Origin of the sequence: Kitasatospora terrestris, assembly GCF_039542905.1 — a bacterium.
Classification (GTDB): Bacteria; Actinomycetota; Actinomycetes; order Streptomycetales; family Streptomycetaceae; genus Kitasatospora; species Kitasatospora terrestris.
Genome location: NZ_BAABIS010000001.1, coordinates 1,114,898 through 1,141,633, shown reverse-complemented (window position 1 = coordinate 1,141,633; position 26,736 = coordinate 1,114,898). Strand labels below are relative to the sequence as shown.

General features: G+C 72.7%; 21 protein-coding genes. 8 read left to right on the top strand and 13 right to left on the bottom strand.

From position 1 onward, the window contains the following. Nucleotides 1–83: 83 nt before the first annotated feature. From ABEB06_RS05435 to ABEB06_RS05410, 6 genes are all read right to left on the bottom strand, one after another. Nucleotides 84–2,972, bottom strand: coding sequence for a hypothetical protein (locus ABEB06_RS05435; RefSeq protein WP_345695634.1), 2,889 nt, complete (start codon nt 2,970–2,972; stop codon nt 84–86). After that, a complete protein-coding gene (locus ABEB06_RS05430) occupies nt 2,972–4,855 on the bottom strand; it encodes an HSP90 family protein (protein ID WP_345695633.1) in 1,884 nt (627 codons plus the stop codon). The genes ABEB06_RS05435 and ABEB06_RS05430 overlap by 1 nt, the downstream gene beginning before the upstream one ends. Nucleotides 4,856–4,916: 61 nt before the next feature. Continuing rightward, nucleotides 4,917–5,894 carry a hypothetical protein gene (locus ABEB06_RS05425; RefSeq protein WP_345695632.1) on the bottom strand — a complete coding sequence of 326 codons (978 nt, stop codon included), beginning with the start codon at nt 5,892–5,894 and terminating at the stop codon, nt 4,917–4,919. A gap of 443 nt (nt 5,895–6,337) precedes the next feature. Further along, entirely contained in the window at nt 6,338–7,486 is a 1,149-nt protein-coding gene (locus ABEB06_RS05420) for a hypothetical protein (RefSeq protein ID WP_345695631.1), read from the bottom strand. Nucleotides 7,487–7,922: 436 nt separating this feature from the next. Beyond that, a complete protein-coding gene (locus ABEB06_RS05415; protein ID WP_345695630.1) occupies nt 7,923–10,223 on the bottom strand; it encodes a M4 family metallopeptidase in 2,301 nt (766 codons plus the stop codon). A gap of 697 nt (nt 10,224–10,920) precedes the next feature. Beyond that, nucleotides 10,921–11,361, bottom strand: a complete 441-nt coding sequence (locus ABEB06_RS05410) for a hypothetical protein (protein ID WP_345695629.1) — start codon at nt 11,359–11,361, stop codon at nt 10,921–10,923. 357 nt (nt 11,362–11,718) lie between these two features. Here ABEB06_RS05410 and ABEB06_RS05405 point away from each other — a divergent pair, with 357 nt between their 5' ends. From ABEB06_RS05405 to ABEB06_RS05395, 3 genes are read left to right on the top strand one after another with little or no spacing between them, the layout of a single operon-like run. Then, nucleotides 11,719–12,303 (top strand): dihydrofolate reductase family protein, encoded by a 585-nt coding sequence (locus tag ABEB06_RS05405; RefSeq protein ID WP_345695628.1) that lies wholly within the window; start codon nt 11,719–11,721, stop codon nt 12,301–12,303. 6 nt (nt 12,304–12,309) lie between these two features. Beyond that, nucleotides 12,310–12,651, top strand: a complete 342-nt coding sequence (locus ABEB06_RS05400) for a YciI family protein (RefSeq protein ID WP_345695627.1) — start codon at nt 12,310–12,312, stop codon at nt 12,649–12,651. Continuing rightward, complete coding sequence (locus ABEB06_RS05395; protein ID WP_345695626.1) at nt 12,648–13,850, top strand: RNA polymerase sigma factor; 1,203 nt, start codon at nt 12,648–12,650, stop codon at nt 13,848–13,850. Before ABEB06_RS05400 ends, ABEB06_RS05395 begins: the two co-directional genes overlap by 4 nt. 251 nt (nt 13,851–14,101) lie before the next feature. Here the strand turns inward: ABEB06_RS05395 and ABEB06_RS05390 are convergent, their stop codons facing one another. Beyond that, nucleotides 14,102–14,239 (bottom strand): hypothetical protein, encoded by a 138-nt coding sequence (locus tag ABEB06_RS05390; RefSeq protein WP_345695625.1) that lies wholly within the window; start codon nt 14,237–14,239, stop codon nt 14,102–14,104. Next, nucleotides 14,226–15,215, bottom strand: coding sequence for a hypothetical protein (locus ABEB06_RS05385; protein WP_345695624.1), 990 nt, complete (start codon nt 15,213–15,215; stop codon nt 14,226–14,228). The genes ABEB06_RS05390 and ABEB06_RS05385 overlap by 14 nt, the downstream gene beginning before the upstream one ends. A gap of 38 nt (nt 15,216–15,253) precedes the next feature. Between ABEB06_RS05385 and ABEB06_RS05380 the strand changes: the two genes are divergently transcribed. Further along, nucleotides 15,254–15,607 carry a hypothetical protein gene (locus ABEB06_RS05380; RefSeq protein ID WP_345695623.1) on the top strand — a complete coding sequence of 118 codons (354 nt, stop codon included), beginning with the start codon at nt 15,254–15,256 and terminating at the stop codon, nt 15,605–15,607. A gap of 175 nt (nt 15,608–15,782) precedes the next feature. Here the strand turns inward: ABEB06_RS05380 and ABEB06_RS05375 are convergent, their stop codons facing one another. The 3 genes from ABEB06_RS05375 to ABEB06_RS05365 form a co-directional block, all read right to left on the bottom strand. After that, nucleotides 15,783–16,346: a suppressor of fused domain protein gene (locus ABEB06_RS05375; RefSeq protein WP_345695622.1), complete on the bottom strand. Its 564-nt coding sequence runs from the start codon at nt 16,344–16,346 to the stop codon at nt 15,783–15,785. Between the two features lie 430 nt (nt 16,347–16,776). Beyond that, nucleotides 16,777–17,241: a hypothetical protein gene (locus ABEB06_RS05370; protein WP_345695621.1), complete on the bottom strand. Its 465-nt coding sequence runs from the start codon at nt 17,239–17,241 to the stop codon at nt 16,777–16,779. A 498-nt stretch (nt 17,242–17,739) separates the two neighbouring features. Further along, nucleotides 17,740–19,479, bottom strand: a complete 1,740-nt coding sequence (locus ABEB06_RS05365) for a S8 family peptidase (RefSeq protein ID WP_345701745.1) — start codon at nt 19,477–19,479, stop codon at nt 17,740–17,742. A gap of 494 nt (nt 19,480–19,973) precedes the next feature. Between ABEB06_RS05365 and ABEB06_RS05360 the strand changes: the two genes are divergently transcribed. Continuing rightward, entirely contained in the window at nt 19,974–20,273 is a 300-nt protein-coding gene (locus tag ABEB06_RS05360) for a hypothetical protein (protein ID WP_345695620.1), read from the top strand. A gap of 753 nt (nt 20,274–21,026) precedes the next feature. Here ABEB06_RS05360 and ABEB06_RS05355 read toward each other — a convergent pair. Further along, nucleotides 21,027–22,244, bottom strand: coding sequence for a serine/threonine-protein kinase (locus ABEB06_RS05355; protein WP_345695619.1), 1,218 nt, complete (start codon nt 22,242–22,244; stop codon nt 21,027–21,029). 402 nt (nt 22,245–22,646) lie between these two features. Between ABEB06_RS05355 and ABEB06_RS05350 the strand changes: the two genes are divergently transcribed. Beyond that, nucleotides 22,647–24,497 (top strand): cholesterol oxidase substrate-binding domain-containing protein, encoded by a 1,851-nt coding sequence (locus ABEB06_RS05350; RefSeq protein ID WP_425559575.1) that lies wholly within the window; start codon nt 22,647–22,649, stop codon nt 24,495–24,497. Nucleotides 24,498–24,613: 116 nt separating this feature from the next. Next, nucleotides 24,614–24,904: a hypothetical protein gene (locus tag ABEB06_RS05345; protein ID WP_345695618.1), complete on the top strand. Its 291-nt coding sequence runs from the start codon at nt 24,614–24,616 to the stop codon at nt 24,902–24,904. Nucleotides 24,905–25,147: 243 nt separating this feature from the next. On the opposite strand, the gene ABEB06_RS05340 is transcribed toward ABEB06_RS05345, so the two are convergent. Further along, nucleotides 25,148–25,792, bottom strand: coding sequence for a hypothetical protein (locus ABEB06_RS05340; RefSeq protein ID WP_345695617.1), 645 nt, complete (start codon nt 25,790–25,792; stop codon nt 25,148–25,150). 560 nt (nt 25,793–26,352) lie between these two features. On the opposite strand from ABEB06_RS05340, the gene ABEB06_RS05335 reads away from it, so the two are divergent. After that, a complete protein-coding gene (locus ABEB06_RS05335; protein WP_111553719.1) occupies nt 26,353–26,556 on the top strand; it encodes a cold-shock protein in 204 nt (67 codons plus the stop codon). The last annotated feature ends 180 nt before the right edge of the window (nt 26,557–26,736 follow it).

The following is a 26,736-nucleotide window of genomic DNA, read 5'->3' as shown; positions in this document are numbered from 1 at the left end:
GGTCGGCGCTGTCCGGCCGGGTCCCCGGGTGGGGTCGCCATGGAGCCCCGGCCGTCATCGCGGCGCCGCTACCGCGGACCGGCTCAGCCGTCCGTGGTCTCCGCGGCCAGGCGGTCGTTCAGCACGGCGAGGACGCGTGCTGCCTCCGGCAGTCCGGCCTGCTCGCAGCGCCGTATGCCGGCGGCCAGTCGGGTCCGGGCGGCGTCCGTGCGGCCGAGACTGCGGCCCTCGATCAGGGCGGCCATTCGCAGTGCCTCGGCGCGGGGCTCCTCGCCCTCCTTGCCGCCGGCTTCGTGGGCGGCGATCGCGGCTTCGGCCTGGGCCAGCGCTTCCTCGGCGCGGTCGGCGAAGGCGAGGACGCGGGCGCGCTCGTAGTGGCCCACCCCGCGCTGGTACCAGGCGGTGATCGGGTGGCCGGCGGCCTCGGCGCGCCGGTTCACCTCGTCGGCCAGCTCAAGACGGGCCAGGGCGTCCTCCAGGCCGTCGGTGCCACGAGCCTGCATGGTCAGGCGAGCCAACTGCTGGAGCATGCCGCAGACCTGGTCGGCGCGCGGTGCCAGCGCGTGGGCGGCGAGGGCGCGCTCGCAGGCGGTGTCCGCAGCGTCCCAGCGGCCGGCTTCGGCGAGAGCGAGCGTGGCCTCGCAGGCGACCATGGTGTGGGTGTCCTGGCCGTCCTCCCAGGAGGACACCTGCTCGGCGAGCCGCAGGTACTCCTCGGCGGCCTCCCGGTACTCCTCCAGTGCCATCAGCCCGCGTGCCAGATCGAGTCGGACCTGCGCCCGCTGCCGCTCGTCCAAGCCCGCGGCTTCGGCTTCCAGCAGCACCGACTCCAGTACGGCGACGGCGTCGGCGATCCGTCCGCTCTCGTGCAGCACGGAAGCGAGTTGGACGCGCGCGGCGGCCGCGTCCTCGGCCGCACCGTCGCGGTCGAAGCGGGCGGCGGCCTCGGAGAGGGCCCGGGCGGCGCCTGCCGGGTCGCCGGTGTGCTGGTGGGCGTGACCGAGCATCAGGTACGTGGGGCCGTACGGGAAGACGGAGTCGTGCCAGCGGGCGGCCGTGGCGAGAGCCCGGTTCAGGGCCCCGATCGCCTCGGCCGGTTCGCCGCGGACCAGCTCGACCTGGCCGAGCAGGACCAGCGGGCGGGGCATCCGCCACGGCAGGGCGTTCTGTTCCAACTGCTCCAGGGCGGCGACGAGTTCGGCCCGGGCCTCGTCGAGGCGCCCCTGGCGGGCCGCCATGTCGGCGGTGTATTGGCGGGCGGTGGCGATCCGGTGCGGGACGCCCAAGGCGGTGCTCTCGTCGCGGTACGCCGCGAGGGCTTCCTCGAACCGGGCGGCGACCTCGTCGGACGGCTCGGGCAGCGCGTCGCTGAGTTCCTGGTAGGCGGCGTAGGTGAAGCTGTGCATGACCGCCAGGCGGTCCTCGGCGTCCAGCCCTTCGGCGTCGCGCAGCGCCTCGGCGAGGGCGGGCCAGTCGGGGCGGGTTCCGTCCTTGGTGCCGAGGTGGGCGACGAGCGCCCGGGTGCGCATCACCAGTGCCCGGCCGGGCAGGCCGGCACGCTCGTACAGGTCGGCGGCGGCGAGGAGTTCGGGGTGGGCGGCCCGCCAGTCGTTGCGCTCGAAGGCCTGCTGGGCGCGCTCGTCCGCCAGGTCTGCCTGGAGCCGCTCGATCGGGCCGACCTCCGGTGTGTCGGCGTGGACGTAGCCGTCGGCGCCGATCACGGTGGCGACGCGGTCCCACAGGGCATGGGCGTCCGGGTGGTCCAGCCGGTCGAGTTCGCGGGCGCGGAGCACGAGGGCGGTGAAGTCCTCGGGTACCGGCTCGGCCTGGGGGCGGGGTGCCGGGACGGCGGCAGGCACCTGGGCGGCGGCGCGCACCCCGAGCGCGAGCGGCTGGTCGACCAGCGGTTGCCGGGCGAGCCGGGCGAGCCGCTGCTCGCCCACGGCGGCGGTGCCGTTGCGGGCGTCGAAGCGGGCGGCGAGCGCCTCGGCCTCGGCCCGGACACGGGCGTGCAGGGACGCGACCGTCCAGGTACGACCGGCCGGGCCGGCGGTCGGCAGCTCGCCGTGGCCCTGTGCGGTGAGTCGCGCGGTCAGGAGCTCCGTGCCGGTCAGGAGACCGAGGAGGGACAGTGGATCGCCCTGGCCGTCGAACAGGGCACGGTTCTCGGCGAGGATCTCGAGCCCGCGTGGCTCGTTGCCGGACAGCGCGCAGAACTCCAGGTGCTCGCCGATCTGGGTCGCGGTGCTGGACTTGCCCCGGGCTGCGCGGTAGCCCACGAGGTGGCTGGAGCGGGCCTCGTCCAGCCGGCCCTGGCGCAGCAGCGGCAGGAGGGCGGCGGCGTGGCTGGTCCAGGGCTCCTCGGAGCAGGTGCTTTCGCCGGCCAGGACGGGCTGCCACTCCTCCAGCGCACGGGCGTCGTCGCCGCGGCGCACGTGGTGGCGGGCCCGGGCCCGGATCTCGCAAGCCGTGCAGTCGCTCATCTGCGAGCGCGGACGGGTCACCCACAGGTCGAAGGCGTCCTCGACACCCACACCGATGTGCGAGGCGAGACGGAAGCGCCGGGCGTAGTACGGCTGCAGGTCGTGTCCGGCGGCCTCGTACCGGGAACGCATCTCTCCGTGCCAGCGCTCGATCGCCGCGAGCGGCACGTCCGGGGTGGAGACGAGGGCGGAGGCGACCCACTTGAAGCGCCAGAACACCTGCGCGCGGGCCCACTCGCTGAAGTCGTCGGGGTGGGTGTCCCACAGCTTCAGGATGCGGGCGAACACGACCGGGGCCTTGCGGGGCTCCCCGTCGTACTCGTAGGCCTCCATGAGGTCCATCAGCGCCAGGACCTGGAGGTCGCGGCGGTCGGGGAACTGCTCGGCCGCTTCGGCGAGGTCCTCGGCGGTGACGGTGCGCGGGCGCCCGTAGGGGCGGGCGTCGTTGGCGCGCAGCGCGTCGGCGAGCGCCTCGGGGGTGTCCGTCATCAGGACTCCTTGTGCGGGTCGGCCGTCTCGCGGCCGAGCATGGCGTGGTCGAGCAGGCCGATGAAGGACCGGTTGAGCAGAGCGCTCTCACCGGCGGTCAGCGGGCGGCGGGTCAGCAGGACGGCCTGCCCGTAGAGCGCCTCGGCGGCGATGACCGCGAGTTCCTTGCCGGTGATCGAGGCGGCGCGCCGGACCAGTGGGTTGAGGTGGTTGAGGACGAGTTGCGCGCGTGGCACCTGGGCGCGCAGTGAGCCCAGGATGTCCGCCCACAGGCCGTCGGCCTCGTCGGCCAGACGGGCGCGGGTGCGCTCGTGCCGCGCATCCCGGTTGTCGAGCAGCAGGGCGGGGGCGCTCGCGGGGTGGAAGCTGCGCAGGGCGACGTCGCAGTCGAAGCGGCCGACGACCTCGCGCGCGGTGGCGAGGAACGCGGCGGCGGCGAGCTCGGCGGACGGGTCGACGGCGTCGAGATGGGCCGTCACGGTGCCGGGATCCAGGTCGGCCACGGACGTGCCGGGCCGGATCTCGGGCAGGCGGTGCACCAGATCGCTGTCGTAGGTGTAGCCGCCGTTGACGACGCCGAGACCGGCGGCGCCCGCGACGGGCGCGACCTGGCGGAACTCCTCGACGGTGCGGGCCACCAGGATCACCGGGTGGGCGCGGGCGAACTCGTCGAGGGTGACGTTGCCGTCGGTGGTCTCGAACGGCAGCCACGGCAGCAGCATCCGCAGCAGGTCGTCGTCGTAACGGGCGAGTGCCTTGACGGCGAGGTGGTGGATGCCGAGGAAGCGGTGCAGCAGGGCCGGGTCGCTCGCGGACAGGCCCGTGAGCCAGTCCCGGATGCGCGCGCCGAGCGCGTCGCGGACGGCGGCGAGGGTGTCGTCCGCGTACAGGGCCTCCCGCGAGGCGGTGGGACGCAACCCGTCCGCGTCGACGACGCAGCGCACGAAGAACGCCCATTCGGGCAGCAGGTCGTCGGCCTGGTCGGACACCAGCATGCCCTTGAGGTGGACCCGGTGGCCGGCCCGTCGGGAGGGCGGGGCGGCGTCGGGCAGCACGTATGCCGCGCCGCGCAGGCCGACCAGCGGCAGGTCGAGCTCGATGGTGTCGAGCGGGGTGAAGTCGAAGGTGCCGCGGCAGTAGGCGTTCAGTGCTTCACGGCGGGCGAGCGGCGAGCCGTGGCGGACGTCCCACGGCGCGGGCGCGTTGATGTGCGTGACGTCGCCCCGGGCGTCGGTGACGGTGACCTCGTGGCGCAGCAGGCTGCCGTAGTGGCGGGCGAGCTCGACGACCTGGCCGTGCCTGGTCCATTGGGTGGCGTCGGAGCGCGGGGTGAGCCGAACGGTGGTGCCCGGCTCGGGCTTCGCGGAGGAGGGCAGGGTGGCGATCGTGTAACGGCCGTCCGAGTGGCCGCGCCACTCGACGACGGGGGCGTCCGGAGACTTGGCGGAGCGGCTGACGACCGTGATCTCGTCGGCCACCACGAAGCATGCGAGCAGACCGATGCCGAACTGGCCGATGAAGTCGGCGCGGGCGGCCGACAGACCGGAGTTGTCGAAGCCGCCCTGGGCGGTGCGCTTGGAACTGCGTCCGATGGTGGCGAGGAAAGTGTGCACGTCGGCCTCGGTGAGGCCGACTCCGGTGTCGGTGACCGTGAGGTCCTCGTCCGCCCGGATGGTGATCCGGGCGGGGGCGTCGGGGTCGAGCGCCCGGCGGGCGGAGATGGCGTCCACCGCGTTCTGGAGCAGCTCCCGCAGGTAGACGCGGGGGCTGGAGTACAGGTGGTGGGAGAGCAGGTCCACCACGCCGCGCAGGTCGACTTGGAAGGTGTGCGTGGAGGGCGCCGTGCCGGAGGTGGTGTTCTGGGTGCGGTCGGTCGGTGACACCTGGTCGGGGCTCTTTCGGCTCGGTGGGGAAAGGAGGCTCGGGGCGGAGGATCCGGGCAGCTCAGGATGCGGCGCGGGCGGCGGCGTTCCGGTAGGTCGCAAAGGCTTCGGCGGGAGAGTTGCTGAGGTAGTCCCACGGGGACTCGGTCACCGTGTCGCCGAGTTGGCAGAAGAGCTGGTAGGCCGTGGCGGGCTGGCCGGCGATCGAGAACGCCATGGCGAAGGTGTTGAACGCGCGCTGCCAGCCGCGCGGACGGCCGTAGGCGGGGTGCAGCACCGACCGCTCGGCCGCCTCGTGGAGACGCTCACGGGTGGCCGGGCCGGCGATGTAGGCGCGGTCGTCGCCGCTGTCGAGGTCGAGCCAGTGCTCGATGCAGGCGAGCGCCACCAGCTCGCCCAGGGGGCTGCCCTCGGGCGCGGAGAGCATCGCAGTCCTGGCGAACCGGTGCATCTCCTCGTGCGAGCCGCCCCACTTGGCGCACAGCTGCTGGAGCCGCTGCTGGTGCGAACCGAGGTGGTCGGGAACACGGCGCAGCGCGGCCTCGAACCGGTAGCGCGCGACGTCCGGGCCCAGCGAGGCACCCCGGCCGCTGATCTGCAGGAAGTACCAGGGGGCGAGCCAGGACGGCTCACGCTCGGCCACCTCGAAGAGCTGCCGCTCGGCGATCTCCAGGCGCTCGCCGAACACCTGCCACTGCTCGCGGCTGACGTACTGGGCGCGGGCGCGGGTGCGGGCCTCCCAGGCCCAGGAGACGTGGCGGGCACCGGAGAGCAGCAGCGGCAGCGCGGAGTCGGGCTCGTCGGCGACGGCCTCGGCCAGCCACTCCTCGCTTCCGGAGGTGCCGGCGACCCGGTCCAGCAGCCAGGTGAGGTCGGCCTGGTCCTCGACGGCGGCCAGGCCGCTGCGCAGCGCGGGCCAGTCACCGGCCTCGGCCTGGGCCAGCATCAGCCGCAGGCCCTCGTCACCGCAGGCCGGGTCGACCACGGGTGCCACCTCGCGTCCGGACCGGCGTCCGAGCAGGCGTCCGAGAATCGACATGGCGCAGCCCCCTCAGTGCCGCCCGCGGGCGTTCCGGTCGCGGCACGTGTTCGTATGTGTGCAGGTAACGTCGGACGAAAGAGTGGATCGCGTACGTCCACCGTCATTCGAACGCATGTCATATCACGAGCGAGCGACAGCACCGCAGCTGGCTGTCGACCACGGCAGCCGGGGAACCGGAAACGCGCGTCCCGTTCACGGAACGCAAGGGCGCTCGCCGACCGCCGCGACGGGCACAGCGGCACGGCGAAGCTTCCCGTTCCTGCAGCCAGCGGGCAGTCCGAACCCGATGGATCCGTGCAGCCGGCAGTCCCGCATGCCCCGGACGGGGGCGGGGCCCCTGCCCGGGCCAGTACAGCGACCCGGCGATTCACGACCGGGCAGGGAGCACGGGGGCCGGCGTGTCGCCAGGACGCCGGCCCCCGCCTCCACCGCCGACCGCATCAGTGCTGAGCAGCATCCAGGTTCTTGATGGGCCGTTCCTCCGGCGGGAGCGGCTTGAGCTTCGCCTTCTCCACGGCCACCGCGCGAGCGGCGTGGAACGCCTCGACCGGATCGCCCTGATCGGACCACACCGAAGCCCCGCACCAGCGGCCGATCAGCCGGAACTGCTCCACCGCCGCCTCGTACATGCCGGCCTCACCGAGGAAGTAAGCGAGCAGCTGCCGCAGGCCCGGCACCTTGCCGTTGTCGGCAGGCACCTGCGCCAGCGCGTCCGCGACCGCCCACAGGCGCTGCCGCGCCTCGGCACCGGCGGGGAGTGCGGAGCGGCGCTCCTGCAACTCCGTCAGGGCGTGGAGGTAGATGCCCGCGAGAGGGCTCCCGGTCGGGGCCGTGTCCATGGCCCGCTTGGCGAACTCCATCATCTGCGTGTTGGAGCCGTACCACTTGGCGCACCAGTACTGCATCCCCTGCCAGTGGCCCTCGTAGTGGTGCGGCGCCCGGGCCGTCAGGCCGTCCCACAGCGGCTGGAAGCGGTCCGGCTTGAACTGCGCGCCGCGCGCCGCGGTCACCATCACCACCCACGGTGCAGGGTTGTCAGGAGCCAGCAGCGCGGCCCGGTGCCCCGCCTCGATCGCCGCAGGGAGCAGCGCCCGGAACTCGGCCATCCGCTCCGCCGGCACCTCGCCGGCGTACCCCGAGCCCCTGATCGCCCACGCACGGTGGACCATCAGGTCCGCCTCCAGAGCAGCCGCGTTGCAGTCGTCCGGGTCGGCCTTGCGCCACGTGTTCAGCCACGCGTCGTCCTCACGGGCGATCGCCCGCAGCAGCTCGAAACGGTCCCAGTGCTCGTCCCAGTCGGTCCCGGCCGCCTTGATGTGTTCGGCGGCGGCCCGCCAGTTGCCGCCCCAGACCGTGTTCGCCAGCGCCTGCGACTCCTTGAGCACGGCCTCGCTCTGCGGCGGCCCCGACCGGCGCGGGTCCAGCGCCTCGCGCGGCACCAGCCCGTATGCGGCCGCGTCGAACGACACCGGCGCCCGGCGGACGGCTCCGGACTTCGAGCCGGAGGGGCCGCCGCCGGAACCGCTTCGCATGCTGCGGAACGCGACGATGACCAGGAGGATGACGAGGGGCGCGAGGAAGTGTGTCACGGGCGGAGATCATCGCGGCTCGGACGGGCCGCGGCAACCGTGATTCCGGCCCTCGCCGGAGAAACCCTGCTGATCACCTGGGGCCACAAGACCCGGGGGGCAGTCAGCCGCTCGTTCGGGACGTGCCGTGAAGGCCCGGCGCGGGCAGTCGGCCGGGTCCGCAACCGGTGACCGGGCAACCTCCCGATGATGGTCGCGGGCTTCTGCCCGGCTCCGGGTCAGGTCTGCGGAGCGTACGGTCAGGTAGGACCGTAGCCGAATGGCGGCCACCTCATGTGATCCGCGGGGCCGCTCGTGCGCCGCAGGCGCGGCACCACGCCGGGCGCGCTGCGCTGCGCCGGGGCGCGGGCGTCGACTGCCGGAGCCAGGGGTTCCCCGACTGCTCGAGGGCCTTGCGGCCACGGCCGCCAGGCCCTCGAGTCCTATCCGTTCAGGTTCAGCTGGTCTGGATCGCGGTGTCGTCGATCACGAAGCTGGTCTGGAGGGAGGAGTCCTCCACGCCGTTGAACTTCAGGGTGATCGTCTGGCCCGCGTAGGCCGACAGGTCGACCGTCTTCTGGGCGTAGCCGGTGTTCTTGTTGAGGTTGGAGTACGAGGCCACCGTGGTGCCGTTGACGGTCACGGTCAGCTTGTCGTACTGGGTCGTGGTGGTGGTCTCGGCGGTGTCGATGTGCAGCCAGTAGCTCAGGGTCGCCTTGCAGCCGGCCGGGATCGAGACGGTCTGGCTGGCCGAGTCGGTGTGGGCCGAGCCGTAGCCGTTCATCCAGGCCTTCCAGGAGCCGCTGTGGGCGGCCTGCGAGGCGCTGTTGTCGACCACGCCGCTGGTGGTGGTCCACGGGGCGGCGGAGCCGGTCTCGAAGCCCGCGTTGCCGAGCAGTTGGGCCGGGGTGCAGGTGGAGGTGCCGTTGACGGTCAGCGAGAAGGTGGCCGTGTGGCTGGTCGACGTCCCGGTGCCGGTGATGGTGACCGGGTAGGTGCCGGGCGGCGTCGAGGCAGCCGTGTTGACGGTCAGCTGGGAGGTGCCCCCGGTCGAGACGGAGGCCGGGTTGAACGACGCGGTGGCGCCCGCGGGCAGGCCCGAGGCGGACAGGTTCACGGTCTGCGCCGAGCCGTTGGTGAGCGTGGTGGACACGGTGGCGGTCAGCGAGCTGCCGGGGTTGACCGAACCGGCGCTCGGCGAGACCGCCATCGAGAAGTCGTTGCCGGTGGCCGCGCAGGTCGGGTCGCCCGACTGGGCGGGGACGCTGACGGCGTCCCAGGCAGCCTTGACGGTGTTGAACTGGCCGCAGGACGGGTCGAGGGTCTTGGCCGCCTGCAGCGTCCAGGTGCGGTACTTCAGGTACGAGCTGGAGCTGGTCTTCATGAGCTGGGCGTTGTACACGATCTTGAGCGCGTTCTGAACCCCGACGCCGCCGGTGACGGTGGAACCGTTGCAGGTGGGGCTGGTCGGACCGCCCGGCGGGTTGGAGCCCTGCGCGAGCAGGTAGAACCAGTGGTTGCCGGGGCCGGCCGCGGCGTGCACCTCGGTGCTCGGGATGCTGCTGGAGTAGCAGTTCGGGTTGCTCTTGATCAGCGACGGGTTGTACATGTTGCGGATCGGGCCGGTGCCCACCAGGTTGACCTGGTTGCCGACCAGGAAGTCCGGCACGGCGTACGGCGAGGGCTCGTTCATGAAGAACTCGGTCGACGCGCCGTACACGTCGGCGATGAACTCCTGGGTGCCGCCGCCGGAGATGCCGCCGGGGGTGTGGTCGTCGATGCCGTGGCCCATCTCGTGGGCGAGGACGTCGACCGCGCTGATCCACTGGTTGGCATTGTTGTGCCCGACCTGGACCTGAGTGCCGTCGTAGTAGGCGTTGACGTCGGCCAGGCCCACCCGGATCGGCCAGGCGCCGCCGCTGCCGTCCATGCCGTTGCGGCCCAGCCACTGCGAGAGCATCCGGAACTCGCCCTGCGCCACGTACTCGGCGTCGACGCAGCCGGTCTCCTTGCTGGTGGCGTCGCCGTTGCCCCAGGTGTCGGTGGTCTTGCTGAACGTCGTGTTGTTCGCGGCGTCCTGGCACGGCATGTTCGTGATGTTGGTGGGGCTCATCGTGAACTTGCCGCCGGAGGACGTGGTGTTGAGGGTGAGCGGCGCGGGGCCGTTCCAGGCGCCGGTGCCGGTGCCGTGCAGGACGTGCTCCTGGGTGTGCAGCACGGTGCCGGTGCGGGCGTCGACGTCCACGCTCAGCCGGCTGTAACCGTCGTCGCCGACGCCCTTCACCGTGGACTCCCAGGCCAGGACGGCCGGAGCGTCACCCAGCGCGTACACCACCAGCCGGGTGCCCTCGACCTCGGACACCGACTTCAGCTGCGCCGACGCCACCTTCTCGGCCTGGGCGGGGCTCAGGCTGGGGCTGGTCGACAGCGTGCCGATCGCGTGCTGCTGGGCGACCGAGTTGTACGTGACGTGCCCGGCGCCGTCGGTCACCACGACGAAGTCGCCGCCGACCACCGGCACGCCCGAGTACGTGCGCTCGTAGGGCACGTACTGCGTCCCGCCCGAGGAGACGACCTGACCCCGGACGAACTGCTCCTGGGGGCCGGCGAGCAGGAAGGCCGGACGGGCGGCCACCAGCGAGTCGGCGCCCTGGACGGCCAGTTGCTGGGAGGACTCCGGTGCGGGCGGCGGCGCTGCCACGGCAGCCGTGCCGGCGGCGGTCAGACCGGCGATCACGAGTCCGGCGGCGGCGAGCACCGCTGGGCCGGAGCGGATTGTGCTGTGGCGTCGGGCTTTTCTGGCCTGGGTGTGCAACTGGCGGCCCTCCCTGGGGGATGGGGGACGGCACGCAGGAACGGCCTCATGAGTCGCCCTGGATTCGGTGCCGGCCCGGGAACGGGAAACACGCGCACGTGCAGAGCGGACCGTGACAGGCCGCCTGTGCCCGGGTGCCACCGGATCGAGGTGAACGGGCGCAGTGGCCGGGGGTTGCCACAGTCGTGGGGGTGCGGGGCGGCGGTGGCTGCCCAGCGGCAGAACGGTAGCGGAGGTGACGGATCGTCAACAGGAGCCGGATTCGGCGAGAACATGCCAATGGCCGTACTCTGCCAGCCTGCCTGCGGAGGCGTGAAGCGTGCAGTGACGGGAAGTCAGCCGCTGGAGGACGTAGCCCCGCTGGACCGCCTGGCCCGGCGGCGGGCAGCGCAGGGACTTTCGCTGGGCGCGCCCCGCGGAGTCCGTGAAGGCGGACGCGCACGCTCGGCGCGCCGGCGCCCGCGTCGGGTGGGGTCCTGGAGGGGGCCTTCAGCCGACCGCGATGCGGGCCTGGGCCCGGGAGGTGTGGTCGCAGGAGGTCCGGTTGTTGGCGTCCTCGACCGCCAGCCGCAGGATGTGCACGCCCCGGACGTCCAGGTCGACGGCGATCGGACCACTTGGCCGCCAGAGAGGAGCACCGTCAGACGGTACCGGCGCGCTCGGGGACCGGCCGGGGGCGGGCCAGTCGGGCGTCCAGGGCTCGCTGGCCGCGGAGGATCCAGCGCATGGGCCAGCGCGCCAGCACGTACAGGCAGGCCGCCCAGCCGAGTGCGTGGACCGTCCAGACTCCGGCCATTATGGGGCCGCCCCAGGCGTCGTGGTAGTCGGTGTGCAGGTACCACAGCGGGTACCCGACGTTGCGGACGGTGTTGAACCCTGCGTACGCGAACAGCGCGAACGCCAGGACGTCCACCGGGAGGCCGACCACGCTCCGTGCCACCGCCCGCCCGGCGGTCCAGTCCGCCCTGCCGCCCGGTCCCGCCCCACCCCGCAGGGCCCGGACGAGCCCGAGCGGCAGGGCGAGGCCGGTGCGGACGCCGTCGGCGGCGACGGAACGAAGGTGGCGAAGGATCGCGGACATGGTCGACATCTCCCGGATCGGTGTGTACGGCGGACACTCCTCACCCTGCCCGGGAACCCTGCGACCGGTCGTCACACTCTGGAGCCGACTCTGCCGTCATACCCCGGTACGACGGGGCGCCTCCGCCGCCGCCCCACCCTCGTCGGCGGCGCACGACGTGACGTCCCGGTGTCGCGGATGCGCGGCACGGCTGGTGGATCTCAAGGCGCGCCGTCCGCTCCGGTTGCGGGGTGCTCCCGGTCGTGGTGATCTCGCGGGGAAGAATTTTCGGGCCGGGTGTCGATTCCGCGGGTGGCTCTTCGTACAGGGGGTGAAGCGGGCCGCGGAAGAGCGGTCCGCAGGAGCGAGGAGCACGTCATGCGCCAGGTCAGCGCCACGCTGTCCGTCACTCTCGACGGAGTCGTCCAGGGCCTCGGCCGTCCGGACGAGGACACCCGCGGTGGCTTCACCCACGGGGGCTGGGGCGGCCGGTACAACGACCAGGTCCTGGGTAGGGAGATGGGCAAGAGCATGTCCAAGCCCGGGGACATGCTGTTCGGACACCGGACCTGGACGGACTTCATCACGGCCTGGAGCACTCGCGAGGACGGCAACCCGTTCACCACGCACATGAACGCGGCGACCAAGTACGTCTGCTCGCGGACGCTGGAGAACGCGGACGCCTGGCAGAACTCGGTCCTGCTGAAGGGCGACGCCGCCGAGACGGTCGCCGAGCTCAAGGCGGAGGACGGCAAGGACCTGATGATCGTCGGCAGCACCGCACTGGTCCGCGAGCTGCACGCCGCGGGCCTGGTCGACAACTACCAGCTGCTGATCCACCCGCTCACCCTGGGCGCCGGCATGCGCCTGTTCGAGGGCCCCGCGCCGCTGACCGAGTTCGAGCTCACCGACAGCGTCACCACCACCAAGGGCGTGATCATCGCCCGCTACTCCCGCAAGTAGGCAGCCATGGGGAAGTACCTGCTCTCGATCTACCAGCCCGAAGGCCGGGCGGAGCCCGCGGCCATGGAGAAGATCGAGGCCGACCTGCACCGACTGAACGAGGAGCTCCGTGAGAGCGGCTCGTGGGTGTTCACCGGAGGCCTGCACGAACCCGGCACGGCCACGGTGGTGCGCGCCGACGGCATGCTCACCGACGGTCCCTACGTCGAGGGCAAGGAGTTCGTCGGCGGGATCTGGGTGATCACCGCACCCGACCTGGATGCCGCCCTGGAGTGGGGCCGCAAGGCGGCCGCCGCGACCACGCTCCCGATCGAGGTCCGCCCGTTCCAGGACGTCGAACCGTATTGACTCCCACACCGCAGCAGATCGCGGCCGTCTTCCGCGCCGAGTACGGCAGAGCCGTCGCCGTACTCGTGCGCGGGCTCGGCGACATCGGCACGGCCGAGGACGCCGTCGCCGAGGCGTTCACCATCGCCGTGCAGCGCTGGCCGGTCGACGGCATGCCGCCCAGCCCGGCCGGCTGGATCATCACCACCGCCCGCAACCGCGCCATCGACGAGCTGCGCCGCGAAGCGGTACGGACCCGCAAGCACGCCGAGGCCCAGCTCCTCCGCAGTCCGGACGAACACGTCGAGGAGGGCCCCGTGCACGACGACCGCCTCCGGCTGGTGTTCACCTGCTGCCACCCGGCCCTGGCCGTCCCCGCGCAGGTGGCGCTCACCCTGCGACTCCTCGGCGGGCTCACCACGCCCGAGATCGCCCGCGCCTTCCTCGTGCCCGAGCCGACCATGGCGCAGCGCCTCGTCCGGGCGAAGGCGAAGATCCGTGACGCCGGGATCCCGTACCGGGTGCCGAGGGACGCCGATCTGCCGGAACGGCTCGGTGCGGTGCTGGCGGTGCTCTACCTGATCTTCAACGAGGGCTACATCGCCACCACCGGCACCGATCTCGCCCGCGCCGACCTGTGCGCCGAGGCGATCCGGCTGGCCCGGCTGCTGGTCGAGCTCATGCCCGACGAGCCGGAGGCGGCCGGGCTGCTCGCGCTGATGCTGCTGACCGAGGCCCGCCGCGACGCCCGCACCGACCGGGACGGCGGCCTGGTCCGCCTGGCCGACCAGGACCGCTCCCGCTGGAACGCCGACCTGGTTGCCGAGGGCCGCGCGATCGTCCGCTCCTGCCTGCGCCGCAACCGGCCCGGCCGCTACCAGATCCTGGCCGCGATCAACGCCGTGCACACCGACCCCGTCACCGACTGGACGCAGATCCTCGCGCTGTACGACCAGCTCGCGCACTTCGACGCCGGCCCGGTGGTCGCCCTGCACCGCGCGGTCGCCCTCGCCGAGGTCCACGGCCCGGCAGCGGCCCTTCGCGCGGTCGACGACCTCGACCTCGGGAACTACTACCTGTTCCACGCGATCCGCGGGGACCTCCTCGCCCGCCTCGGGCGAACACGGGAAGCGGCCCAGGCCCTCGACGCCGCGGCTCGGCTCACCAGGAACGAGTCGGAGCGCACCTTCCTGGTCGCCCGGCGCGACCGGATCGGTTAGTACTCCGGCCGGCTTCTCCATTCCCGCAGGTCAACGGCCTGGGAGTGGGGACCGCGCTGCTGCCGGTACTCCGGGCCCTGGGCAGAGCGCTCCTGACCCTGTCCGCCGTTACCGGTGCTGCCGACCGTCTTCGCCCGGCGAAGCTCAGCCACGGCACGGTGGCCTGCACCCTCGTCACCCCGCCAGCCGCCGCCACCCCCCGCGCCTCCGCGGGCCGGGGGATCCGCCGCGAGGAGCGCTCCGAGACGGGCTCAGTCCTTCCGGCGGGACCGGGCCATCCGGATCAGCGTCACCACGCCGGCCAGCACCAGCAGGCCGACCACGGCGGCCACGGCAATGCCGGCGGCGGAGTCGGGGCCGGGCGCGGGAGCGATGTCAGCGAGCAGCACGGGATTTCCTTTCGGCAGGTCCGCCGCCCGGGGCCATCCCCAGGACGAGCAGCAGCAGGACGGGGAATTCGAGGTAGGCGTGGTAGCTCGCCAGGGCGGCGTACAGGGCCTTGCCCTGCGCGTAGTCGCTCGCGAACAGCACGGCGAGCGCGGCACCGGCTGCCGCGCCGAGCAGCCAGGCCCGGGGACCCCGCAGCAGTGGCACCCGCCGCTCGAAGGCGGCGGACGCCTCCGGCGCGTAGCGCGGCAGGAACCAGACCCACACCACGTAGTGCATGGTCTGCAGGAAGGCGAACACCGCGACGAAGCGCAGCCCCGCCGAGGTGTGCAGCCACGCGGGCGGCGTGTAGGCACCGGCCAGCCGGTCGGTCGCCGTCGTGCCGGGGGCCATCCAGCCGTCCAGTACGCCGCAGAGCAGCAGCGCCGGAACCGCCAGCACCCAGCCGCACTGCACCGCCAGGAATACGGCCCGGCCACGCGGCAGCGTGCGCGACCACTCCCAGAGGAAGAGCAGCGGGACCAGGTTGTGCAGATGGGTCAGCACCACGAAGTGGTACTCGGGAAACGACAGCGAGGCCGCCGAGGCGGCCAGCACGACGACCAGCGCGGCACCGAGCAGCACCGGCCGCCGGCGCAGCGCGTGCAGGCAGGCCGCGGCCAGCACCCCGTAGCAGAGCAGGATCTCGGCGGCTCGCGGCCCCGCTCCGGGCGGGAGCAGCCGGCAGACGACGATCCCACTGATCAGCCCGAGCAGCAGGGCCAGGAACCGGCCGGTCAGGATCCGCTCGAACCGGCCCGAGACGTACCGCAGTTCCAGCACGTTGTGCAGGATGCCGAACGTGGCCAGGCCCAGCACCGCCAGACCCGCCGGTGCCCGCAGCGCTGCGACCAGCGCCAGCCCGGCCGCCAGGACGAACCCCGCCGGCGGTACGGCGCCGTCCGCCGCCCGCCGGACCCCCACCGCAGCTGTCGCCACGTCCCGCCTCCGCCGTCCCCCATGGCACGATTCCCACCGTGCCGTACCCGATGGCCTTCGCCCTCACCCTGCTCGTCGAACTGCCGCTGTACACCGCCGCGCTCACCGCCCTCGGACGGGTGCCCACCGGGCGCGCCGTGGCGGCCGCGACGGCGGTCAACTGTGCGACGCACCCGCCGCTGTGGTGGTTCCTCAGCCGTTTCACGGCCGGGGCGCCCGCAGCCTACTGGACGGCCTTCACCCTTGCCGAGGCCGCGGTCTGCGTGGTCGAGGCCCTGCTGGTCCGGGCGCTCGTCCGGCCCGCGCGGGTGGCCCCGGCCCCGGCCCTCACCACCGCGGTGACCGCCAACGCGGCCTCGGTCCTGGCCGGACTCCTGTTCACCGTGTGGTGAGCCCGGCACCGGGCCGGACAGCGGAACGCTGGTGGAGTGCCCGGCGCGGACGCGGCCGCCGACCCGTCGGCGGCAGCGGGCGGGGAGGTGGGCGGAGGCGCGTTGCGCGGTCTCCGCCCCTGCCTCGGCGCATCCAGCCCGGCCCGGATGGGTGCCCCCGCCGGGAACGCCGCCGTCAGCCCTCGCGGTGGATGTCGAGCAGGTCGGTCTCCTCCGACTCCCAGCGCTCGTACAGGGCGTCGGCGCCCTCGGCCTCGATGAAAGCGATCTCCGCGCGGGTGATCGGGACGAGGGTGAGGATCATCAGGGTGGGCTTCCCGTCCTCGTCGGGCATGTTCTCGAAGTCGTCCTCCTCGATGTACGGGTGGGAGGTCGCGATCACGCCGTAGATCTCGGTGTCCGGGACGAGGGGCTCCTCGGAGGGGATCACCTCGTCGAACTCCATGCCCTCGCCGACCGAGATCGCCAGCTCGGCGGCGCTGCCGGCCAGGTGCAGGGCCTCGTCCTCCTGGTCCGCGTAGAGCGTCACCACCAGTTCCTGCGGCAGCGGCGAGGCGACCTCCGACCGGAAGCGCAGCCCGTTGGTCACGGCCGACACCAGCTCGCCGTCGGCGGAGTTGTGCAGGCTGACGGTGAATCCCCGGTCGGTGCCGAAGGCGTCGGCGGGCATTTCGCCGGCCTGGGGGCCGAGGTACTCCTCGACGTGGTCAAGGAACTTGTCCCCGGCCTCGCTGGACATGGATGTCTCCTCCTCGGGCGTTCTCCGCCCAGTAGCTGACCGGTCTCCGGGCTCTCCCGGTCCGGCTGGTCGAACGATACGGTCTCCGCGGCCCCCGGTGGGACCGCGGGGCGTCCCCGGCCGAGCCGGTTGACGTCCACTCGCCCCGTCGGCCGCCCGGGCAGTACAGCCCGTGCCGGGGCACCCCGTCGAGCTCGGCCCGGGAGATCGGCAGCAGTACGACGTGAGCGCGCGGCCGGCAGCCTGCCCACGGAGAGCCGGACTTGTCCGTGCGGACGAGAACCCCACATCCCGCGTCCCCCTCCGGGCGTCCGCGGGTGGGAACGCGCGGCAACCCGGGCCCGGACCTGCCCGACCGGCGCAGACACCGGAACGGTTCCGGACCCACCGTTCGGCCCTTCACGGGACATGCGGCTGTGCTGCGGTGCGGTCACCCGTCGGCCGGGATGGTGACGTTGTCGTCGCCGAACGGTACGCCGACCTGCCACCGGGTGCCGGTGAACGGCGGGTCGGTGGTGGGGGCGAGGCCGACCGTACCGTCCCCGGTGCGGCCGTCGAGGAAGCGGTTGCCCTCGATGTCGCCGAGGCACTCGAACGTGGTCGAGCCGTCGCCCAACCGGGTGGCACGCCACCGGGTCCCGGAGAAGGGCGGGTTCGTGTTCGGGGCGAGGCCGACCGTACCGTCCGCGGTGCGGCCGTCGAGGAAGCGGTTGCCGGGGACGTCGCCCTCGCACACCAGCGTGACGACCCCTTCCGGGCCGCCGTTCATCTTCCAGCGGGTCCCGCTGAACGGTTCACCGGTGTGCGGCGCGAGACCGACCGTGCCGTCGCCGGTCCGCCCGTCCAGCAGACGTGGCCCTTTGACGTTTCCGAGACAGGTGAGCACGACCTCCATGGCCAACTCATCCCTTCCTGCCACTCGGTGGATACCTGTACCGAGGGGCACGGTGGAGAGGCGGCGTGCCCCATCTCTCAATCTGCGCCACAGCGTTGGGGGCGTCAACCGCACGGGTGAGCAGCCCCGGCCGGTGGCTCCGCGGCGTCGTCACGGCTGGTGACGCAAGGCGGATGCCGGTGATGACGCCCCGTGTCCCGGTCGACTTTCCGAGGCGGGCGTGGTTACGGAGTGCAAGACAGGGCCGGGAGGCGCCGGGGGCGGGCAGTCGATGGTCTGCGGGGTGTCGTGCGAAGTGGGCGATCCGCGGGGCGGCCGTCCTGAGGGTGCGGGGCCGCTGCTGGTCGCCGTCCGTGGTGCTCGGATCGGCTCAGCTCCGGGATGCCTTCGCCTGGGCGGTGACCCATGGCTTCGGTCCTCAGCACCCCCGCCCCCTCGTGCTGCGCCGGGCGGCGGTGCCGGCGGGCAGGAGGGGGCGGTTCAGAAGGCTCAGAAGGTTCAGAAGGTGAGGTTCCAGGCGTCGATCTTGCCGGTGTCCTGGGTCGCGATGTCGCGGACCCTCAGCTTCCAGGTGCCGTTGGCGGCTTCGGAGGAGGCGTTGACCGTGTAGGTCTTGAGGACGTTGTCGGTGCTGTCGCTGTCGGGGAAGTCCTCGAGCAGGTAGACGGTGCCGTCGGGGGCGACCAGCGAGACCACCAGGTCACCGCGGTAGGTGTGCTTGATGTCCACGCCGACCTTGAGGGCGGTGGGGGCGTTGCCGGTCACGCCGGTGACGGTGATCGGGCTCTCGACGGTGGCGTTGTCGGTGACGGCGACGTCGGTGAGGTTCTCGAAGTACGGGCCGGCGGGCGGGGTGGTGCCGCCGACCGCCTTCAGCGCGTCGACCTGGCCGTCGCCGAAGAAGGCGTTGTTGGCCGTGGTGCCGGTGCAGCGGCTGTCGGAGGGGCAGGGCGTGTCGGTGGCGTCGGCGGCGAGCCTGGCCCGGATGTCGGCCGGGGTGAGCGTGGGATTGGTGCTGGCGATCAGCGCGGCGACGCCGGTGACGTGCGGGGACGCCATCGAAGTGCCGCTCTTGGTGCCGTACTTGCCGCCCGGGAGGGTGGAGTACACGCCGTCGGCGCCGTCACCGCCGGGGGCGGCGACGTCGATGACGTCGCGCCCGAAGTTGGAGTAGGAGGCCTTGACGTTGCCGTTGCCCATCGCCGCGACCGTGACCACGCCGGGGAGTTCGGTCGGGATGTCGATGCAGGCGTTGGTGATGGTGCGGGTGCCGGGGGTCGAGTCGTTGGGGCTCGCCGAGTCGGTGGTCTTGTTGGCCAGGTCGTAGTTGGAGTTGCCCGCGGCGGCGACCTGGAGCGAGCCCTTGCTCTCGGCGTACGCCTCGGCCCGCCGGACGCCCTCGATGATCGCGGCCTGGTCGACGTTGTCGGGGCAGTTGAACTGCCACGGGTCGGTGTAGTAGCTGTTGTTGGTCACCTTGAAGCCGTGGTCGCCGGCCCACATGAACCCGCACACGGTGTTCTCCGCGAAGAACAGCGTGGTGCTCGGTTCGGCGATCCGGACCGAGGCGATCTTCACGCCCGGTGCGACGCCGACGACGCCCTTGCCGTTCTTCGCCGCCGCGATGGTGCCCGCGACGTGGGTGCCGTGGGTGTCCACGTCCCGCCACGCGCCGGTCCGGGTGTCGGCCTTGCCGTACGCGCAGGAGGCGGAGTCGGCGGCGTCGAAGTTGGGCGCCAGGTCCTGGTGCTGGTCGTCGACGCCGGTGTCCAGGACGCCGACCTTGACGGTGGCCGAGCCGGTGGTGACGGCCCAGGCCTGGTCGGCCTTGATCCGGGTCATGTCCCAGCGGTTGGTCTCGGTCAGGGTGGTGGAGGTCTGGGCCGGGTTGGCGGGCAGCGCCGGGTTGTAGGCGTCGGCCGGTACGTCGGAGGTGCGGGTCGCGCCCACCTGCTGGACGCCGGCGACCTGACGGAGGGTCGCGGCGAAGGTGGCGGAGGTCGAGTGGGCGACGATCACGCCGATCGCGTCGTAGGAGGCGAAGACCGAACCGCCGTTGCCGGCGACGGCCGCGCGGACGGCGGAGGTGTCACCCGGCGCTGTGATGACCAGGTAGGCCCGGGTGCCGGCCGCCCAGGCGGCGGCCGATATGGGGGCCGCTTGGGCGGCGGCGGGCTGTGCGGCCGCGGCCGTGGGGGCGATCAGCGCCGCGGCTGTGCCGAGCGCGGCGACGGCCACGGCCGAGCGGGTCAGCCGGCTGGATATGAGCGAGAACAAGTCGTCGTCCTCCGAGGACCAGGTGACGCGGACCGATCGGTCGCGCCCATGACAAGTAAGGGTGGGCGCAATGTGTCAGATGTTCACTCAGGAGGGGAAGGGGTCGAACGTTACAAGTTCTTTTCACTGCCTTGACCGGGCCTGCGCACAACCCCGCCCGCATGCCCTCCTCCCGGACGGGACGAGCGCCGGAGCGTCAGACGCAGGCGAAGCTCCGCTTGAAGGCTGCCCTGCTCGGACGTTCCAGGGTGGTCGGACCAGCAAGGCCCACGCAGCCGGTGACCGCAGACCGCCCCTCGGTGCTTGTCCGGACCGAGGGGCAGGCCGGCGGCCGGTTCGTCTTCGAGGTGCGAGCGGCCCGTCTCGGGGCGCACGCTCGGCCGCGCAGGTGACCTGCGGCCTGCGGCGGCGGGGCGCACCGGTTGCAGTCCCCGCCCGCTCGTACGCTTCCGGCCGTGGCGAAGAAGACGAAGACGTTCGAGTTCCCCGAGCACCTTCGCGCGGCGCAGCTGGCGCTGGAGGAAGCCCGGGCCGTGCACCGGGCCTACCGTGAGGGCTTGCCGGTGTGGGACCGCACGAGCGAGCAGGTCGAGGACGGTTGGAGCGAGGAGCAGCGGGCGGAGGAAGCCCGGTTGCGGGAGGCCGAGCGCGTGGCCGCGCACCTGGTGTGGGCGCACGACTTCTGGAAGACCGTGGAGGTCGGTGACGTGGTCGACGCCCGGACCGCGCTCATGCACCTGGAACCCGTCGCGTAGAAGAGCGCTGCTCCGGGCCGCGCCGGGTGGCGGACTCCGACCCGCCCGCGTCCGCGCCGCAACGGCCCGGACGCGGGCGGGTCAGGGGGGAGTGTCGCGTTCCCAGCGCATTCGGTCGGGATCTTCTGGGTGGCGTCGGTAGACGGAGAATCCGCCCGGGTAGGCGCAGCCGTCGCCGGCTTCCAGTGCGATGCCTCGTGCCAGTTCCGTCGGGGTGAAGGGGGTCACGTCGAGGTGCAGGCCGTCGAGGGGGCCTGCGAGAAGTTCGAGCCGGTCGGTTGCGGGCTCCGGCCACAAGTCCGGTTCCCAGCCGGGTCCGAGGGGTAAGCCGCTCAGTGTGGGCCAGGAGGGTCGTATGGGTTCGCCGTTGCCGGGTGTGTCCGACACTCTGCACCGTCCTCGGGTCCGTCGTTGTGGGACGCGCCGATGGGGTGCCGATCGCCGTCCTCGTCGACGCGCTGCAGATATCAGCGCCGAAGGCGTCCGAGGTGTCACCGGGACGGAAGCGGATTGTTCGCCGCAGGCGGGCGACTTGGTGGCGCCGGGCTCGGGTGGCCGGGACGGTCCCTGCGGGTGCGTCGGTCCGCGCCCGCGCCGGCGAGAGTGAAGTGCCACGTCCCGGGCGCGGGTACCGTACGGGAGCGGTCGTCCGTCCTTGAGGCACCGTCAAGGGGGCTGAAGAGCCGGGGGTCGGTGCTCTGGGTGCCCGTCCGGTTTCCGCCGGCTGCGGGCCGGATGTCATCGGGCGTCCTGTTACCGCTTCGGCCCCTTGCGGGGCGGCTTCCCGTCCTTCTCGCCTTTCTTCCCGCTGTCGGCGTGGGGTGTGTCCGTCTGGTCGGCCTGCGGGTCGGGTCCGGGCTGTGCCGCGTTCTGCGGGGCGGGGTCGGAGGGCGCCGCGCCGCGTGAGGTCGACCCGGTCGGTGCGCTGCGGCTGTCGGTGCTCGCTGTCGATCCCTGCGCCGGTGCGGGGGAGGGGGTCGGAGCGGTCGCGGGCTGTCGCGCGGGTGGTCCTGCGGGGCCTTCCGTGCTGAACGCCATGCTTCCGGCGCCGGTGGCGAGCAGCAGGGCGACCGTTCCGGCGGACAGGGCGATGCGCCGGCGCCGGGTGGTGTGCCGGTTCGCGGGCGCTCGGTGTCCGAGGGCCGGCAGCGGCAGCGTCCGCGGGTCGAGCAGGTCCGCGCAGGCCGCGGCGGACGGGCGCGCCCCGGGATCCGTCCGGGTCATGGCGCGCAGGACCCGTGCGAGCGGTGCGGGCGTGTCCGCGGGGACGGTGGGGGAGTGCAGCAGGCGGGCCACCGCCGCTTCCATGGGGCCGCCGGGGTAGACGCGCCGTCCGGTGAGGCACTCGATCAGCAGCAGGCCCAGGGCGTAGACGTCGGCGGGCGGGCGGGCGCCCTGGCCGTGGATCTGCTCCGGCGCCAGGTAGGCGGGGGTGCCGACGACGAAGCCCGTCCGGGTCGCCTCGGCGTCCTCGGCGTCCTCATCCCAGGGGTGGCGAGCGATGCCGAAGTCCGTGAGCCGGGGGGCTCCTGAGGTGTCGATCAGGACGTTGGACGGTTTGATGTCGCGATGGACGACGCCGTGGTCATGGACGAACGCGAGGGTGCGGGCGAGTTCCCGGCCGAGTCGGAGCGTGGCGGAGGCGGGCAGCGGTGATGCGCGCAGCGTGTCGGCCAGGGTCCTGCCGGTCACGAGTTCCAGGACGAGGTAGGGGCGGTCGTCGACGCTGCCGTGGTCGTAGACCTCGACCACGCCGTGGTGCCGGAGCCGGGCCAGCGTCCGTGCCTCGGCGGTGAACCGGCGGGCGAAGTCCCCGGGAGCGCTGCGGCGCAGCACCTTCAGTGCGACCTCCCGGCCCAGGCGCAGGTCGACGGCGCGCAGCACCTCGGCGGCGCTCCCTTGCCCCAGGGTGCCTTCGACCCGGTACCGGTCGGCGAACAGGACCGTGTCGTCGATGTCCGATGCTGCCATGTCCGTCCCGCTCCCTGTTGTCGGGTGGCCGACCACATCGCGTGGATGGGCCGCGGTCTGATGGCGCGTACCCCCGATCGGCGGTGTGATGCCCGGCCCGGTCGGCGGGTGCGCAACCCTTCCGCGGCGAACCTCCGGCCGTTGGCCCGGGCGGTACGCTCGACGGGGGCGCACCAGCTGCACGACGGGCCGTGCGGCGGCGGGCTGCGGTTCGGGACGTGAGGATCGACCCGCTGGTGGCACGGAAGCGGCTGGGGTGGACCGCACCTCCACCGACGATGGACAAGGCCCCGGACCCAGTATTGGCAACACCGCCAGGACCATGGTCGTCACCTGCCCGCCCGGCACGTCGGCACGGCGGAATCCGAGCCGAGATTCGATCTCCGTTGGTAGCGTCGTGATGTGACGGACGAACAGCGCAGCGTGGCCAGCCGACCGACCCGACGCCAGGCCCTCGCCGCCCTCGGTGCGGGCGCCGCGGCCTGGGTGCTGCGCGGCACCCTGGGGCCGGACAGCGCGCAGGCGATCGGCGCCGCCCCCGAAGGGCTCCCGGCCGGCCTGACGCCCTACCAGCGGGTGTACGAGAACTGGGCCGGCGAGATCCGGACGGACCCGCTCTGGGTCTGCGCGCCGACCGGCCCCGAGCAGGTCCCGGCGCTGGCCGACTGGGCCCGCGGCGCGGGCTGGCGGCTGCGCCCCCAGGGGCACCGGCACGGCTGGTCGCCGCTCACCGTCGCCCCGGGCACCCCCGCCTCCGCCAACGTGCTGCTGGTCGACACCACCCAGCACCTCACCGCCGTCGCCCTGACCGGAAACTCGGTGGCCGGGGCGCCGACCGTCCGGGTGCAGACCGGCGCTTCGATGGAGGACCTGCTCGCCCACCTGGCCGGCCACGGCCTCGGCGTCACCGCCTGCCCCGCCCCCGGCGACCTCACCGTCGGCGGCGTCCTCGCCATCGGCGGCCACGGCACCGCCGTCCCGGCCGCGGGCGAGATCCCGCCCGCCGGTCACGGCTACGGCTCGCTCGCCAACCAGGTCGTCTCGCTCACCGCCGCGGTCTGGGACGAGACCCGGAGCCGCTACGTCCTGCGGGAGTTCGACCGCACCGAGGCGGACAGCGGCGCCCTCCTGGTCCAGTTGGGCCGGGCCTTCCTCACCGACGTGGTGCTCCGGGTCGGCGCCGACCACAACCTGCGCTGCGTCAGCCGCGTCGACATCCCCGCCGACGAACTCTTCGCCGCCCCCGGGGCGCCCGGCAACCGCACCTTCGCCGACTTCCTCGACCAGGACGGCCGGGCCGAAGCGATCTGGTACGCCTTCACCTCCCACCCCTGGCTGAAGACCTGGCGCGTCACCCCCACCCGCCCGTTCGCCGCCCGGACCGTCACCGAGCCGTACAACTACCCGTTCTCCGACAACATCCCCAAGCCCGTGGCCGACCTCGCCGGCCAACTGGTCTCCGGCGCCTGGGGGCTGGCCCCCACCTTCGGCCAACTCCAGTTCCTGATCACCAAGATCGGCCTCACCGGCGACCTCACCGACGTCCTGCTCTCCAGCGGCCTGCTGCGCAGCCTGCTCACCGGCGACGTCCTCACCCACCTGCTCGCCGACGGCCTGCGCTCCGACCTCTGGGGCCCCTCCCGGGCGCTGCTCCAGTACGTCCGCCCGACCACCCTGCGGGTCACCGCCAACGGCTACGCGATCCACCTCCGGCGGGCCGACCTCCAGTGGGCGGTCAGCGAGTTCGCCGCCGAGTACGAGCGCCTGCTGACCGAATACCAGCAGCGCGGCGAGTACCCCGTGAACGGCGCCGTCGAGATCCGGGCCACCGGCCTGGACGACCCCGCCGCCACCGGCATCCCCGGCGCGCAGCCGCCCCTCCTGTCCGCGCTCCGCCCCCACCCCGACCACCCCGAGTGGGACACCGCGCTCTGGCTGGACGTCCTCAGCCTGCCCGGAACCCCGACCCTGCACCGCTTCTGCCGCGACCTCGAACAGGCCCTCCTCCGCACCTTCGACGGCACCCGGGCCGGCCTGCGCGTCGAATGGTCCAAGGGATGGGCCTACACCGACACCGCCGCCTGGTCCGACCCCGACATGCTCGCCCGCACCATCCCCGACAGCCTCCGCACCGCCGGCCACCCCGGCTGGGACGAGGCCGTCACCGCCCTCGACCGCCACGACCCCCACCACGTCTTCGGCAACCCCTTCCTCGACGGCCTCCTCCGTGCCCGGACGGCAGGGCGCCCCTGAGGGACTCTCCGGTACGCCAGCCGTATCGTGATCACGCAGGAGAACAGTTCCCGTCCACCACTGGGCAGTGAGGCCGCCACTCCGGTTCCATCCCCATGGCGGGAAGGTGCGTCGTGGTGCGTCCGGAAGTCGCCGAATTCATTGCGCTGGGGAAACTCCCGTCCGAGGACGACGACCGGCCGGACGAGGTTGTCGAGGCTGCCATCGACCGCGCCGCGGATCTGCTGGGCCGCATTCCTCGCCCGGTGACCGATGAGGAGGCGCACGCTCTGGCGGAGTGCATCGGCGAGGACCTGTGCTTCGGTGTGGTCTGGACTCTTCTGCACACCGTCGAGACGGCTCCGCACGCGCGTGAAGACCAGCCCGAGGCCGCGCGACGCCGGCGAGCGGGTCTGACGAGCCAGTAGTGCCGGTCCCTCCCGCACGCGGCTTGAGCGCGGCCGACGTCTCGCAGTCGCAGGTCTACCCAGCACCGCCCACGCGGCCTGCTCCCCGCCACTGTGGGCCCACGAAAATCACCGGGCAGCCGTAGCACGTTCCCGGAGCTGCTGACCTCCTACCGGCCGCGCCCCGTGAGCCCACCGCACGGGACCCCGACCACTGCGCTCCGGCTGATCGGGTACGGGCCTCGGATTCGGCGCGCGGACCGGTCAGGAGGCCGCCGTACAGACCTGGCCCGGCATGCCGTGGCCGATCGGCTCAGCCCGGACGTCGAGCGGAGCACTCGTCTCGGTGCCCGAATCGGACAGCACCTGCGCGACCGGCTTGCCCGCCAGCTCCCACGGCGACTGCACCAGGTAGTACCGCCGCACCCCGGACGGCAGGACGTCCGTTCCCGCGGGTGTCACCTGAAGGTCACGGCCGCCGCAGCTCGCGGCCGTGACCGACCCGCGGTCGGCCGCGACCAGGAGTGCCCAGTGGTCATAGCCGATCGGTGTCATCTCGGCGACGGTCTGCAGCCGCGTTCCGGTGACCGGGCCCGGGCCCTCGCTCGGTCTGCACCTGATCACCGCCCCGCCGTCCGTCGTCAGGGCCGCGGTGCACAACGCGTCGGAGGTGTTCCGCCAGAGGTACCAGCCGGCCCGTCCGTGCTGCGCGAGAAGCGCCAGGGTCTCGGGACGGCCGTTCTGGTTGCCGGCCGTCATTCGCTCGCGGGCAACCCGGTCGAGCTCGGGCCGGTAGGCCTGCCACGAGCCGGTGTCCGTCGGACCGTCGCTCGCCGGCTGCCCCGTGCACCCGGCCGTCGCCAGCAGCGCCGAGCACGCGAGCAGGACGAGGACTTGACGTTTTTTCATCGATCCCCCCGAATCCGATCGGGCACACCCTACGCCCCGACGTCCCCAGCCTGCAGTACCTTCTGCGCCCTCCGAGGCAGGGGTAGGTCAGGTGTCGGCGAGACAGTCACCGATAGGCCGGCGCATGTCGGGGTGAATGTCATACCGGTCGAGATCGAAGGTCTGGTGGGCAGGGCGCGGCGGACTGCTGCAGACCTGGTCGTCGCCTGCAGTGTGCGCCGGAAAACGCGGGGAGCGAGTCTTTCCGGTCCACTCCGCTTCTGAGCTGCAGCAGGAGTTTCGCGCCGTCCGTGATGATCACGGACGGCGCCGGTGGGCGCTGTGGGCCGGTTCTGCGGGGCGGGGCCCCGCAGAACCGGGGGCGGAATGTCCGCCCATTACGGACCCGGACCTGCTACAGTCGTCGTAGTTGCAGTAGTGGTTCCCATGAACTTTGTGTGCGCCTGCTGATGTTTCGCAGGCGCTTTTTGTTTCCCGGCTCTTGTCCGGGTGGGTGCTCATCGCGGCGACTCGAAGTCCGCGCTGTGCGGGTTTCGGACAGCCCTTGAAGGAGATTTTTTATGGCTAATGGCACTGTGAAGTGGTTCAACGCGGAAAAGGGCTTCGGCTTCATCGAGCAGGAGGGCGGCGGTCCCGACGTGTTCGCCCACTACTCGAACATCCAGGCCAACGGCTTCCGTGAGCTGCTCGAGGGCCAGAAGGTCGAGTTCGACGTCACGCAGGGCCAGAAGGGCCCGCAGGCCGAGAACATTCGTCCGCTGTAGTTTCTGCCACGGCACCCGCCTGGTAGCGAGGGGCCCGCACCGCGTACATGATGCCCGGTGCGGGCCCCTCGGCATTGCGCCACGACGCACACCCCGGCCGTTCAGGCCCCTGGCTCCGCCACCGGCGGCCATCCCCACGCGAGACGCCCCGCGCCGCGTCCGGGTCGCCGCCCTGCCGTG